The following is a 14,150-nucleotide window of genomic DNA, read 5'->3' as shown; positions in this document are numbered from 1 at the left end:
TCGACGGCAGACCCTCCAATCTGCGAGCCTGTAACTGAAAAATATTAAATGTCCTGTGCCGAGGTTGGTCTCCGAAATAAGAAGGGGCCTGCACGAGGCCGGCCCCTTCTTGAATGTTAGCTGTTCCACAGCTCGACGCGCTGACGCACGAGCTCGGTATATTCTTTCTCCATTTTTTCCGCTCCGGCATCGTTCAGCTCTTTGATGAACTGATCATACAGCTGATCGAATTTCGCCGGATCGGCCAGAATGATTTCCGGAATGCGCTTGCGTGTAATCTCTTCCACTTTTTTGTAGGTAATATTAATGTTGGAGTCGCTTGGCACCGGAATGTTGTAAGCTACGCCCCACGGCTTCACAGGGAATTCTTCCTTCTTCGGCCACAGGTCCTTCCACATTTCAACGCCGTAAGCTTTCAGCGTTTCCTTCGCGGATGGCGTGTAGTTCTCCTTGATCGTTTCCGGGAAGTTCGTTGTAAAGTAGTTGCCCGTCGAATCTTTCACGCCGTCGCCATAGCGCGGGAAGATGGCGTTATACAAACCGATGCCCGTTTCTTTAGTGAAGTTGGCGTTGTCGTAAGTTTTGCGCTCCTGGATCTCTTCCGGAATGACGCGCTTGCCGTCCACGACGTTATAATGCTCGCCCTCAATACCCCAATTCATCAAAATTTGCCCTTCCTCGGAAGCCAGGTAATCCAGGAACTTGATAATCCGAACCGGATCCTTCGCGGAAGACGTGATGCCTACACCCCATCCGGCGACATAACCGGTATCCTGGAACGTTGCATCCTTCGTCGTTTCATCCAGCTGGATCGGGAATCTCGCATAGGTGCGGTTCTCCTTACCGGCAGATCTCAACGCGTTCGTTGCATTGCCGAAGCCCCACTCCTGGTCAATCACGCCGAGCACGCGGCCGGAGGAAATCTTCGCTTCATATTGGTCCGTCTTCTGAACGAACGTTTCTTTATCCAAAAGGCCCGAAGCATTCATATGGTTCAGCCAGCGGAAGTACTCTTTCTCTTCCGGACGCTTGTAGTGCAATTTAGCTTCCGTCGTTTCCGGATCGATGTAGTATTCACCGTCATCGGATACGCCGGTTGCGATAAACGCCGGGTTCGTCACGGAGATCATGATTCTCCATCCGTCCGCATTCAGCGTCAGCGGAATCGTTGGCTGGCCGTCAATGGTCGGATGCTTCTCATAGTACTCTTTCAGTGCATTCTCGTAGTCCTTCACCGTCTTGAGCTCAGGATATCCAAGCTCCTTCAGCACTTCATGCTGAATCTGGAACGTGCCTCCGGCATCAAGCGCTTCATGATCCACCGCTGCAAGCGTCGGCAGAACATAGATGGCTTCGTCCTCGTTGCTCCACTTCAGACGGCTCATGTAATCGCCGTACACCTTCTTGATATTCGGCGCATGCTCTTCGATCAGATCCGTCAGATCAATAAAAGCGCCAGCATCCACGAACAGGTTAGCGTCACCCTTAGCAAACACCAGGTCCGGATACTCACCGCTCGCGACCATCAGCGGCAGCTTCTGGTTGGAGCCGTCAACTGCATATTCGGCTTGAATCGTAACACCGGTTTTCTCGGTCAACTTCTTGCCGACGGCATCCTGCATGTTCACCCAGTTTGCATTGGAGTCCGCGCTGTAATAGGTCATCGTCATCGGCTCCAGCTTCTCTTCCTGCTGGGCATCCGTTCCGCCGTTTTCTTTTTGTCCGCCGTTTGCGCTATTGCCGCTGTCACCGCCGCATGCTGCAAGAACGAACGTTGCCATCATCATGACCGCTAACAGCAACGATAATCTCTTCTTCTGTTTCATTGCTTTACCCCCTAATCTAAAGTGTAAATAATCTATCGTTTAACAGGCATAAGGGCCTGCTTGATAGCTGTAAGCCATCAGCTTTTTACTGCGCCGAGCGTCATGCCCTTCACGAAGTAACGCTGCAGGAACGGGTAGACGATCAGGATCGGAACCGTGACCACAATCGTAATGGCCATCTTAATCGATTCCGGAGATACCTGTTTCACGATCTCGGCCATGTTCTGGCCGGTCATCATGCCGCTTTGCTGACCCTGCGTGCTCTGCAGCACCTTCATCAGCTCGAATTGAAGCGTTGTCAGATGAGGCGCGGAGCCGTTGTACAGATACGTATCGAACCAGGAGTTCCACTGCCCGACGGCCAGAAACAGCGCAATCGTTGCGAGCACGGGCTTGCACAGCGGAAGGATAATCCGGTAATAAATCGTAAAATCATTGGCGCCGTCCAGCTTGGCCGATTCCTGCAAGGAATACGGCAGGCCGTCGATGAATGACCGGATGACGAACACGTTGAACGCGCTTACCATTCCCGGAATGATGTAGACCAGGAACGTATTCATCATGTTCAGATCCCGGATCAGGATAAATACCGGTATCATGCCGCCCGAGAAATACATCGTCAGCGCAAGAAAAGTCGACATGAACTTTCTGCCCTGAAAATCGACCCGGCTCAGCACATAACCGAGCATCGTGCCGCTAAGCAGGCCGAGCAGCGTTCCCGCCAGCGTCCGAAGGACCGTAATTTTCGCTCCGGTGAGCAGTCCTTCGTATTGAAAAATCTGTACGTAATTTTCGAAAGTGAATTGACGGGGCCATATCGTAATTCCTCCGCGAACCGTATCGACGGAGTCGTTCAAGGAAATGGCCAGTACGTTTAAAAAAGGATATAAGGTCACGATCATGACAAGCGTCATAAACGTGTAGTTCACAATATCAAACACCCGGTCGGAGAGCGAGGGCTTGAATGCTGCTTTGGTACGTGCCATGCGGGTCCCTCCTCCTTACATAATCGATTGCTTGGTAAATTTTTTGAAAACGCCGTTCGCGATGAGCAGCAGGATGATGCTGACGATCGAGTTGAACATCCCGATGGCCGTACCGAAGGAAAAGCGTCCCATGCCAAGCCCGTAATTCAATGCATAGAGATCCAGGACCTGGGAGTAATCCACCACCAGCGGGTTGCCGAGCAGGAACTGCTTCTCGAAGCCGATGCTGATCAGATGTCCGATCGACATGATCAGCAGGATCGCAATCGTCGGCGCAATGCTTGGAATCGTAATATGCCAAATCTGACGGATGCGGCTTGCGCCGTCGACCTTGGCGGCCTCAAACTGCTCTTGGTCGATGCCTGAAATCGCTGCCAAATAGATGATCGCGTTCCAGCCCATTTCCTTCCACAGATCCGAGCCGGTTACGATATACCAGAACCAGCTTCCCTGCGCCATGAACTGAATCGGCTGGTCGATGATGCCGAGCCACATCAGCAGCTGATTGACAGCGCCTCCATCAACGGACAGCATTTTGGTCACGATCCCGGCCACAACGACCCAGGATACGAAATGGGGAAGATACGAAATCGTCTGAACCGTCCGTTTAAAAACGCTTCCACGAAGCTCATTGAGAAGCACAGCGAACAGGATCGGAATCGTGAAGCCGACGATCAGCCCCATAAAGCTCATAGCCAGCGTATTTCGCAAAACCAGATAAAACTTTTCATCCGTAAACAGGGCCACAAAGTGATCGAACCCGACCCATTTTTGCTCAAATACGCTTCTGCCCGGCTTGTAACTTTGGAACGCCATGAGCCAGCCCCATATCGGCAAATAACTGAAGATGAACACGACAATGATGAAGGGCAGCGACATGCCGTACAGTATTTTCTGCTCCTTGAAAGTGGCCCAAAAGCCTTTCTTTTTCTTCTTTCTGGTGGCAGGTTGGACGCTGCCTTCTCTCTCTGTTACCGCTTTCAAGCCAACCCCTCCTCTCTTGTATAAACTGATGATAAACGAAGCCGCAGGAAGGGGGTACCCAAAGGATTCGTGCAAAAATCATATAAAAATTAGACATTGTTCCGCCCGATCCCGGCCATATCCTATGGGGAGGGACAAACAAAAATAGACGCGCACCATAGACGCGTCTTCGGGCAGAATCAAGGCAGCCCTTACCTGCGGAAGCGAAAAGCACCGGAACAAGCCTTGGCATCAAGCTGCAGCCGGCTATCCCGTCCAAGGCATCCGCCGTGACGTGAGATAACACACTGCTCCCTTAAAGCTCCAGCTCTTTGCGATAATTCGACGGCGAGGTTCCAACATATTTTTTAAACTTGCTGTGGAAGTAATCCACGTTGGTATACCCTACCTTCTCCGCAACCTGGTACACCTTCATCCCCTGTTTCAGAAAATCCTTGGCCTTGTCGATTCGGACCTTATCCAGATACGTGTTAAAGTATTCACCTGTTGTATTTTTGAACATTTTGCCCAAGTAAGCGCTGTTGTAATTGAATACCGAGGCCAAGGTTTCCAGCTTAATATTGTCGCTGTAATTTCGTTGGATCAGGTCCAGTATGCGCTTCATCTCCTGATCCCGCCCCCCTCTGCCCGCCTGCCACACCAGCTCCTCCAGGAATTGGGCGGAGTGCCGGCACAGATCAAATACGGTCCGTTGGCGGAAGATTGCAGCTATCCGGTCCGAGTATTCCTTCGTTCGCGATTGCAGCTCGGTATGATGCAGCGTCAGCTTGTTATGCACGCTGGTCAGCAGCTCGACGAAAGCGCTCTTCATGTCCCCTTCGGTGTATTGATCCCGGATCATGCCCAAGGCGGCGGAGCGGAGCAGCTTCTGCTGAATGTCCGCGTTGCCGACGTCCACTGCGTAATACAGCTGCTCCATGAACGGACCGGGCTCATACCCTTCCGATGGCTCAGCCCCGTTCTCGCCGCCGAACGGCACCGACTCCGGGTACAGCAGCTCGCCAGGGGCATAGAAGAATCGCCGCCGCAGCAGCTTCTTGGCCGCATGGTAGGACTTGACGGTATCGGCGGCCTCCCGCACAGGCTGCCCCATGGCGGCCGTAATAGCGGCTCCGGCCGCGCTTGCTGCCGTCTCAAGCCGGTCCTGCAGCTCTTTCCTTCCGGAGGCGGACAGCACCGGTACCGGCATAAGCAGACCGAGAAAGCCATGCAACGAAAATACGATGCCGCTGCCCTCCCTCTCGAAGGCTTCCACCAGCTTTTCCTTCAGGAGGCGATCCGGTTCATCGCTCGTTTCATCGGAGCCGTGAACATAAACAAGTGCAACCTGATAATGGTCCCAAGCAAGTCCCAGCTGCTCGGCCAGCTGGCGGGATGCCGCATCCACTCCCGCCTCCTGTTCCTGCCGGAGCCAGGATTGAATGAGCTGCTCGCGGCTGATTTCCGAGGCGGCCTGATTCAGCGCCATCCACTGACGCTCCTGCTCGATCGTTTCCTTCATCTGCATCAGGTAAGCGGACAGCTCATCCTCATCTACCGGCTTGAGCAAATATCCGTCAACCCGATGGGAGATAGCCCGCTTGGCATAATCGAAATCGGCGTAACCGCTGAGGATCAGAAGATGAATCGCCGGATCGGCGGAGCGGACCGCCTCGATCAGCTGCAGACCGTCCATGCCCGGCATGCGAATGTCCACCAGCATGACGTCCGGCGCATAACGCTTGTGCTTCTCAAGCGCTTCGTTTCCGTTGGCAGCTGTGTCCACGACCTCGTACCCCAGCTCGCTCCAAGGCACGATACTCTTCAAACCTTCACGCAGTTTAGGCTCATCATCCACGATCAGCACTTTAATCATCGATTTCTCCTCCTGTCGGAATACTGAATTCTATACGGGTGCCCTCTCCCGGCTCGCTATAAATGGCCAAGCCGGATTCGGGGCCATAAGTCAGCTGGAGTCTGACATGCACGTTGCGCAAGCCGATTCGGCCGCCCTCATGCTCGTCGGATTCATTCAGGAAGCTGTGTATCATCTCGAGCCGTTCCGGAGTAATGCCTGCCCCGTTATCCTCGGTTACGACGAGAATCATGCCACGCTGGGCTGTAACCCTAACCCGGATAAACGTGCCGTCTTCCTTGTGGTCCATGCCGTGAATGACGGCATTTTCAACGAGAGGCTGGATAATCAGCGGAGGGATCCTGACCGGCTCGGCATCCGGATCCACCTCCAGCTCATATTTCAACCGGTCTTCATACCGAAATTTCTGAACGTCCAGATAGCATCGCACCATCTCGATTTCGTCCTTGATCGTCGTCTTTCCGCTTCCGACCTCAAGATTGCTGCGCATCATCTTTCCGAGCAGCCGGACGATTCGGGCGATCTCGCGCTCGCCCTTCAAATGGGCCTCCATCCGGATCGCTTCCAAGGCATTGAACAGGAAATGGGGATTGATCTGACTGGCCATCATTTTAAACTTGATTTCACTTTGCTTCTGCTCCAAGCGCCGCTTCTGCAAATTGGATTCCTGCACTTCGTTCATCAGCTCATTAATGCTTCCGACCATGGAGTTGAACTGGCGGGATAATTGCCCGATCTCGTCTTTGCCGTCAATCTCCATCGCCACGGCAAGGTTCCCGGTCCCTACCTTTGTAATATGCTTGCTAAGCCTTAGCAGGCGGTTTGAAATGAGCGAGGAGAAGCTGTAGATCAGCAGGACGGCCAGCACCAGGCTAATGATGATGACCGTCATCACCAGCCGGTTAATCCGGTTCGCTTCGGCTACGATGCTGTCGATGGAGAAGATCGATATAATTCTTAGGCTGTTCTGCCCCATCTCCGGATTCAGCGGTTCAATGAGCACCTTGGATGCTTCACGATCAATGACCGCCTCGTAGGACCCGCTCGGTTGATAAACCGCGCCGGAATCATCATGGATTTCGGACAGCGTCCTGCCGTAGAGATCCGGGCGGTTGGCAGCAACGATATTGTTCTTGCTGTCCGCTATGATCGTGTAGAACGATTCCTGATTCAGAATCGTATTCAGCATGCCCGTGTTGACGTTGATAACCAGCACGCCGCGGTTGTCTTTGCTCCCCAGGTCCACTCCCTTGATCAGGCTGAGGTAGTGCTTCCCGTCACGCTCATCAACAATATAATCCCAGTGAATGACGCCGATATTTTCCTGGGCCCGGACGTACCATTCCGCCTGCCGGATCTCTTGTTCCGGATAGATGAATTCCCAGTTGTTCAGCATGGTCTGGTTCTCGCTGTAAAAGCGAATGTTGGAGATCTCTTTATACATCTGCTTCGCCTGCTGAAGATCCGGATAAGCACGATAGGCGACAAACACATCGTATACGCTTTCATATTGGCGGTTGGCCAGGTTTTTGAGCCGCTCATCATATGAAAGCCGGTAGGATAGATCATCCGACACGTTAAGCACCTCTGTCGACCGCTTCTTCACCCGGTCCACGTTCTGGTACGCTTGCTCCAAGGCATTGTTAAATGCAAACTTACGGAGCTCTCCCGTCAGGAAAATACTGACGATTGAAACCGGAACAAATACGACCACGACAAAGGATAAAATCAATTTCGTTCGGATTTTCATATCATTCATCAGTTGAATGAAATACGATAACATCGAATGGTTTTCGCTCCTGTCTTACATAGACGTCGGCAGATCCGAGGAAACGGTTACAAATAATTGCCGATGGTGGCCCAAACTCCCTGCCGCTCCCCAATTATATCAGGATAAACACCCCTTCTTGATCAACCAAAAGATGGAAGAAGCCCGACTCCAGCACAGGGCTGGTCCGGGCTCACCTTCCTTATTAACAAGCAGCCAATCTTGCGCTTCCGAAAACTATCCTTTCAACTGAACGGCGAATTCCGCTTTCCGGCCCCCGGCCACGTCAATCCGGCCTTCCGCCAGAGTCGCCCCTTCTCCGTCTACGGAGACAGCTTCGCCCGTGCCGTACAGCTTCACGGAGAACGGCTTGCCGCTGCCTTCGGATGTCAGGCTAATCCGGTTTCCAACACGGACAGCGCGTACGGACAGTTCAATCTGACCTTCCATGTTGCGCACCGTTACCGATGCCTCTTGGCCATCTTCCAAGGCATACAGCCCCAGCTCCACTCCGTCTGCATAGTCATAATCCGGCCGGTTGTCGTTAGCGCCCAGCGCCAGGAAAGAGTTGCCCCGTACGAAGAGCGGCAGACTGAGGAAATCATAGGTCTCCTTGCGCCATGAACCGCCTTCCACCGTTTCGCCGGTCAGCAGATGCGTCCAGGGCCCGTGCGGAAGATAATACGATACTTCTCCCTTCTCGCTGAAGACCGGAGCAACCAGCAGCGAGTCGCCAAGCATATATTGACGGTCCAGCATTTCGACGGCCGGGTCTTCAGGGAATTCCAGGAACATGGCCCGCATGCTCGGAATCCCGTGCTCCGAGGCTTGAACCGCTGTATTGAACAGATACGGCATTAGACGGCTCTTCAGCTTCGTGAAGAAGCGCGTAACATCGACGGCCTCTTCGTCGTATGCCCAAGGCACCCGGTAGGACGTGCTGCCGTGCAGGCGGCTGTGGCTCGACAGGAGACCGAACGCCAACCAGCGCTTGAACACATGGGCCGGCGCCGTATTCTCGAAGCCGCCGATATCATGGCTCCAGAAGCCGAAGCCGCCTAGGCCGAGCGACAAGCCGCCGCGAAGGCTCTCCGCCATGGATTCGTAATCGGCGTAGCAATCGCCGCCCCAGTGAACCGGGAACTGCTGTCCGCCAACCGTAGCGGAACGCGCGAATACGGCCGCTTGATTTTTCCCGAATTTCTCCACAAGCACTTCGAATACCACTTTGTTGTAGAGCTGGGTGTAATAATTGTGCATTTTATGCGGATCGGATCCGTCGAAATATACGACATCGGTTGGAATCCGCTCGCCGAAATCCGTTTTGAAGCTGTCCACGCCCATGTCCGCCAGCTCGCGGAGATATCCTGCATACCATTCGCATGCATCCGGATTCGTGAAATCCACAAGCGCCATCCCCGGCTGCCACAGATTCCACTGCCACACGTCGCCGTTAGGCTTCTTCACGAGATATCCCTTCTCCCGTCCTTCCTCAAAAAGGCGCGAGCGCTGGGCGATATACGGGTTGATCCATACGCAAATTTTCAGGCCCTTCTCTTTCAGGCGCTTCAGCATGCCTTCCGGATCCGGGAATACTTCCTCATCCCATTGGAAATCGGTCCAATTCAGCCCCTTCATCCAGAAGCAGTCGAAATGGAAGACGTGCAAAGGAATGTCGCGCTCCAGCATCCCGTCCACGAATGAATTGACCGTAGCTTCGTCATATTGTGTCGTGAACGAGGTTGAGAGCCACAAGCCGAAGGTCCAGGCCGGAGGCAGCGCCGGCTTGCCTGTCAGATTCGTATATTTATCGAGCACGCCTTTCGGATCGGGACCATCGATGATGAAGTACTCCAGCGACTCGCCTTGAACGCTGAACTGCACCTTCTTCACCTTCTCGGAGGCCACCTCGAAGGAGACGAGATCCGGCTGATTCACGAATACGCCGTAGCCTTTGTTCGTGATGTAGAACGGGATGTTTTTATAAGCCTGCTCGGAGCTTGTGCCCCCGTCCTGATTCCAGATGTCGACGGTTTGGCCGTTCTTCACGAAGGACGTGAAGCGCTCGCCAAGCCCATATACCCATTCGCCTACGCCAAGATCCAGCTCCTCGCGCATGTAGGTCTGTCCGCCGTCCTCAACAATGTGGGCGATCGATTTGAAGCCGCTGCCCGTGATACGCTCGTCTCCACGATAGAAATGAACCGACCACTGCGGGCCTTTCTTGATGACGACACTCAAATTTCCGCTGCGAAGCACAGCCTCCTCGTCATTCTCCTCAATAAATGCATGGCTGCCTTCTTCCTTATACAGCTCGAATGCCGGTCCAAGGTCGCGTACGCCTGCATAATGAACAAGCTTGACGCCGATCACGCCCGGAGCCGGAGAATGGAACTGCACGGTAATGAGCTGCGCGTTGATAGTTGCTCCTCTGCCTGGAATCGGGGCTGTCGAGGCGTACGCTGTGAGCGTGTTGCCTTTCACTGCAAAATCATAGGCCTGTACCGCTCCTGCAATCGAGAAGCCTTCACGTACCAGCCAGTTGCCGTCCGTAAATTTCATGATAGGAACCGCCTTTCTATATTCTGAAAATTGATTATTGGGTTGAAAGCGTTATAATATCATTATACTGATATATTTTTAATGGAACTATCAATATTCGGCCATTTTATAGCACAATCTTGACGTTTAGATGCAACCCATTCATTTCCTGAAAAGCCCGAAGGAGGATTCAAGCATGGATCAAACGCTGCACCGGTCCCTCAAAGAAAGCAAGGCTCATGGCAGCGAACGCTTTCCGTTCGGGATTTACTGGTACCAATTTGCCCCGGGGGCTCATGTTGTAGACTCCCACTGGCATACGGAATCCGAAATCTTCTATTGCATCGAAGGCGAGGTGTTGTTCCAAATCAACGATACCGAATATGTTCCGGTTCGCGCTGGCGAAGCCCTGTTTATCGACGGCTCCGATATCCATACCGGCCACGCCCGAGGGGATCAAGGCTGCAGCTTCTGTGCCATGGTATTCGATTTCGGCATGCTCGCAAGCGCCCAGTACGATGCGCTCCAGGAAGGCATGATCGTTCCCTTTCAGGAACGGAAGGCCACCTTTCCTAGGCTGATTACCTCCGAGACGGATGGTGCGCTGCTCCAGCATATCAAGGACATGATCGCCTTATCCAAACAGCCGCCGCCGCCCGGTTATGAAGCTGCAATCAAAGGCCATCTGTACCTTATGCTCCATCACGCCGCCGCATCCGGCAGGCTGGTGAACCGCAGCCGTTCCGATGCGGCCGATACATCAAGAACCGAGCGGCTGAAGAAGGTGATCGTCTATATTCAAAACAACTACCATCGCCCGATTCGAATCAGCGAGCTGGCCGACCTGATCCCGATGAGCGAGGGTCAATTCTGCCGCTTCTTCAAATCGATGACCGGTCAGACGCCGGTAGATTATATGAACTCCTATCGGGTGCGGCAGGCAGCGGAGCTGCTGCGTCAGCCGGAACATAAAATATCCGACATCGCACTCGATGTCGGATTCGGGCATATCAGCTATTTTGTTCGGGTATTCCGCAAAATCATGAACTGCACGCCTTCAGAATATCGCAAAAACTTATAATTTCGGGGGTACTGGCTCTGCCCTCGTTCTTAATATATTTCACCAGTGTCTCTACATTATAATAAGCAGTGACGATATTGTTCTGGCTGTTCATCTGCTCGCGGTCTTATTTATATCGTGCTTGTCGCCGGCTTCGGCTTCAGGGCCGCCTGTTCGGAGCCCTAGGGATCTGCATTCCCATATTGATCAGAACCGTTATACATAGTCTCCCGTAAGATTCGTATCCTTTGCGGGGATCGCAGCAGATAACGCCAGCGAAGGACAACAAAATGGTCAACAACCAGCGAACAAGCAAAACACGCCGTTTAAAGCGAGAGTTTCGCCCTAGAACAGCGTTCCTAATATATTGGTGACCGATTATTGCCGGACCTCCCTATGGATCCGGACAAACGGACAGCGAATCGGAGACTCGGCGCTGTCGTCAAGGAAATATTGCTTCCATTCGTAATTGTCTTCTTGTCCGTACAAATTCAAATCCGGGTGCGGCGGCACGGCATCATACGCCTCTAGGCGTTCCCTGATCAGCTTCTTGGTCCGCTGAGCCTGCCGGGCTTTGGCGTTGAATTGCCGCAAAACCCAGCGCGGCGTGAACGCAAGCATCATGCAAGGAAAATGCCTGCTCCTGCGCTTCTCATGCGCCGGCGTCCCGCAGTAAACGAAATACGGCTCGCCGCCATAACAAAATTCCCATAAGTGATGTGACGGCTCATCCGGTATGGACTCGGGCCATGGCTGCGGGTCATACGCTGTTGCCCGGCTCAGCAGAGCCCAGAACAGCCTCTCGTAATATTCGACGCCATTGCGGCCGTCCCCATCCTTTCCGGTATGGATCATAACCACCAGCGATGTATAGTTTCCGTATTCTCTTGAATGGAGCCCATACTCATGAAGCAGTGAAGCTAATTCACCGGATGCTTCCTCTATTGAATACCTGCTAAGGTTGAGAAAGCCGTATCGGAAATGCTTCAAAGCATGGCCCTGAACGGCAGGAATACAAGGGAATTTGGCGGTCTTATCCGTCATTTTCGCCATCAGGCTGTCAGCGGCTTCAAGCTGCCAGGCCTCCGGCAGATGAAACAAGGCATCCGTATCCAGCAGTGTTGTCCGTGAGCTCATTACCAGTCCCTCCCCTTTCTTCAGCATATAGGGGGGAACAAAAATAGGTGACTGTACCAGCCAAAATTAACATGATTTTAGAAAACCGTTTCACGAAGCTTGAACTTTCTGATATCTTAAGTAGAGAAGAAAATTACCATTCCAGGCTTACGCCTTAATTACCATAGAGAGGATTCTTTCACATTATGTCTAAACCCCTGCTAAACGATCAGATTCAAAATGCCAAGCCGGCCAAGAAGCCGAGGCCTACCGCACCGCCCGTTCGACTGTTCGCGCTGGGAGGGCTTGGGGAAATCGGCAAAAATATGTATGGCGTCGAGTTCAAAAACGAAATCATCCTCATTGATGCCGGCCTGAAATTTCCCGATGCTGAAATGAGCGGTGTCGACTACATTATTCCGGATATCCGGTATTTGATTGAAAACAAGCATAAAATTAAGGGTCTGTTCCTGACGCATGGCCATGAGGACCATATCGGGGCTATTCCTTATGTGCTTCGTCAAATTCAGATGCCGATATTCGGAGGCCCTTTGACCATCGGATTGGTCCGTGCCAAGCTTGAAGAGCATCGATTGCTGGATCAAAGTGATCTGCGGCTCTTCCATGAGGACGAGACCATCTCTTTCAAGCATCTGTCCGTTCATTTCTTCCGGACAACCCACAGCATTCCGGACGCCTTTGGCATCGTTGTCGAAACTCCATACGGTCCTGTTGTACATACCGGGGATTTCAAATTCGATTTCACGCCGGAGGATAAGCCCGCCGATCTTCATAAAATATTAAAGCTTGGCGCACGCGGCGTACTCGCGCTGATGGCGGACAGCACCAACAGCGAACGCGACGGCTTTACGCCTTCGGAGCGTACGGTAGGCGACTCCATTCTCCGCCTGTTCCATGAGTGCCCCGGACGGATCCTGTTTGCCACATTTGCCTCCAACGTCCACCGGCTGCAGCAGGTTGTGGAGGCTGCCATCCGAACCAAACGGAAAATTGCCATCGTCGGACGCAGCATGGAGAAGGTATTCGTCATCGGGCAGGAGCTCGGTTATATTCGCATGCCTGAAGGCATGCTGATTGACGTCAAGGCAGTCAACCGTTACCGTGACGACCAGGTGCTGATTATCTGCACCGGAAGCCAAGGCGAACCCAATGCGGCTCTTACGCGCATCGCTTCCGGGGCGCACCGGTCCATTCAAATTCATCCGAACGATACGGTCATCTTCTCGTCCTCGCCGATTCCGGGGAATACCCAGAACGTGAACCGCAGCATCGATCTGTTGATGCGTGCCGGCGCGGAGGTTAAATACGGCTCGATTCTTGACATTCACACATCCGGGCACGGCTGCCGGGAGGATCTGAAGCTGATGATCAGCAGCCTGCGCCCTAAATATTTCGTGCCGATCCATGGAGAGTACCGGATGCTGCTGAATCACCGGCATCTGGCCACTCAGGTTGGGGTTCCGGACAGCAGCGTCTACTTGCTGAATATCGGCAATACGCTGTCGATCTACCGCAATTATGCAAAGAAAGGGCGCAACATTCCTTCGGGGGATATCTACATTAATAACGGCGAACTGCGCAAGCATGAGAAGGAGCTGCTTGAGGAACGGGTGCAGCTGGCCCATGACGGGGTTGTGATCGTTGCGATCACCATTAATCCGGAAACACGGAAGCTCCTGTCCGGCCCGGAGCTGATTACCCGCGGCTTTGTGTATATGCAGGACTCCAAGCCGCTGCTGCGTCGAGCCGAAGCGATGCTCCGCAAGCAGCTGAACAAAGCCGGAGAGCAGCGTGAATATAACCGCGCGGTCTGGGAGCAGATGACGAACACGGCCCTTAACCGTTATTTCAAACGGGAGCTGGGACGAAGCCCATATATTATGCCGTCAATAATGGAAGTATAATTGTAGAATATAGACCCAGAGTACAATTCCATCCATCCGGCTCAAACGAACCAAGGGGCATTCCGAAGGTCTTCAGACCTGATCGGAAT

At 53.0% G+C, this 14,150-nt stretch carries 9 protein-coding genes; 2 read left to right on the top strand and 7 right to left on the bottom strand.

Going from position 1 to position 14,150, the window contains the following annotated elements:
- Positions 1–116: 116 nt before the first annotated feature.
- From NSQ46_RS03750 to yicI, 6 genes are all read right to left on the bottom strand, one after another.
- Positions 117–1,826, bottom strand: coding sequence for an ABC transporter substrate-binding protein (locus tag NSQ46_RS03750; RefSeq protein ID WP_342576350.1), 1,710 nt, complete (start codon positions 1,824–1,826; stop codon positions 117–119).
- 77 nt (positions 1,827–1,903) lie between these two features.
- On the bottom strand, positions 1,904–2,812 hold the full coding sequence (locus NSQ46_RS03745; RefSeq protein WP_007131736.1) for a carbohydrate ABC transporter permease: 909 nt from the start codon (positions 2,810–2,812) through the stop codon (positions 1,904–1,906).
- A gap of 15 nt (positions 2,813–2,827) precedes the next feature.
- Positions 2,828–3,796 (bottom strand): sugar ABC transporter permease, encoded by a 969-nt coding sequence (locus NSQ46_RS03740; RefSeq protein WP_341342424.1) that lies wholly within the window; start codon positions 3,794–3,796, stop codon positions 2,828–2,830.
- Positions 3,797–4,091: 295 nt separating this feature from the next.
- Positions 4,092–5,651, bottom strand: coding sequence for a response regulator transcription factor (locus tag NSQ46_RS03735; RefSeq protein WP_341034909.1), 1,560 nt, complete (start codon positions 5,649–5,651; stop codon positions 4,092–4,094).
- Positions 5,644–7,434 carry a sensor histidine kinase gene (locus NSQ46_RS03730; RefSeq protein ID WP_341034908.1) on the bottom strand — a complete coding sequence of 597 codons (1,791 nt, stop codon included), beginning with the start codon at positions 7,432–7,434 and terminating at the stop codon, positions 5,644–5,646. The genes NSQ46_RS03735 and NSQ46_RS03730 overlap by 8 nt, the downstream gene beginning before the upstream one ends.
- A gap of 222 nt (positions 7,435–7,656) precedes the next feature.
- On the bottom strand, positions 7,657–9,981 hold the full coding sequence (gene yicI / locus NSQ46_RS03725; RefSeq protein WP_341034907.1) for an alpha-xylosidase: 2,325 nt from the start codon (positions 9,979–9,981) through the stop codon (positions 7,657–7,659).
- Positions 9,982–10,156: 175 nt separating this feature from the next.
- Between yicI and NSQ46_RS03720 the strand changes: the two genes are divergently transcribed.
- Positions 10,157–11,041 carry an AraC family transcriptional regulator gene (locus tag NSQ46_RS03720; protein ID WP_341034906.1) on the top strand — a complete coding sequence of 295 codons (885 nt, stop codon included), beginning with the start codon at positions 10,157–10,159 and terminating at the stop codon, positions 11,039–11,041.
- A 357-nt stretch (positions 11,042–11,398) separates the two neighbouring features.
- Here NSQ46_RS03720 and NSQ46_RS03715 read toward each other — a convergent pair whose 3' ends face one another.
- Positions 11,399–12,157: a YqcI/YcgG family protein gene (locus NSQ46_RS03715; protein ID WP_341034905.1), complete on the bottom strand. Its 759-nt coding sequence runs from the start codon at positions 12,155–12,157 to the stop codon at positions 11,399–11,401.
- 185 nt (positions 12,158–12,342) lie between these two features.
- Here NSQ46_RS03715 and NSQ46_RS03710 point away from each other — a divergent pair, with 185 nt between their 5' ends.
- Entirely contained in the window at positions 12,343–14,061 is a 1,719-nt protein-coding gene (locus NSQ46_RS03710; protein ID WP_007131743.1) for a ribonuclease J, read from the top strand.
- Positions 14,062–14,150: the final 89 nt, after the last annotated feature.

Origin of the sequence: Paenibacillus sp. FSL M8-0142, assembly GCF_038597315.1 — a bacterium.
In the GTDB taxonomy this organism is placed as follows: Bacteria; Bacillota; Bacilli; order Paenibacillales; family Paenibacillaceae; genus Paenibacillus_AQ; species Paenibacillus_AQ lactis.
Note: the sequence above shows the minus strand (reverse complement) of the source record. Positions and strands in the feature narration are given on the sequence as shown.

Coding starts and splice junctions, on each gene's coding strand:
- NSQ46_RS03750 (WP_342576350.1), bottom strand. CDS start 1,826: ATGAAACAGAAGAAGAGATTATCGTTGCTGTTAGCGGTCATGATGATG.
- NSQ46_RS03730 (WP_341034908.1), bottom strand. CDS start 7,434: ATGTTATCGTATTTCATTCAACTGATGAATGATATGAAAATCCGAACG.
- NSQ46_RS03715 (WP_341034905.1), bottom strand. CDS start 12,157: ATGAGCTCACGGACAACACTGCTGGATACGGATGCCTTGTTTCATCTG.
- NSQ46_RS03710 (WP_007131743.1), top strand. CDS start 12,343: ATGTCTAAACCCCTGCTAAACGATCAGATTCAAAATGCCAAGCCGGCC.
- NSQ46_RS03745 (WP_007131736.1), bottom strand. CDS start 2,812: ATGGCACGTACCAAAGCAGCATTCAAGCCCTCGCTCTCCGACCGGGTG.
- yicI (WP_341034907.1), bottom strand. CDS start 9,981: ATGAAATTTACGGACGGCAACTGGCTGGTACGTGAAGGCTTCTCGATT.
- NSQ46_RS03735 (WP_341034909.1), bottom strand. CDS start 5,651: ATGATTAAAGTGCTGATCGTGGATGATGAGCCTAAACTGCGTGAAGGT.
- NSQ46_RS03720 (WP_341034906.1), top strand. CDS start 10,157: ATGGATCAAACGCTGCACCGGTCCCTCAAAGAAAGCAAGGCTCATGGC.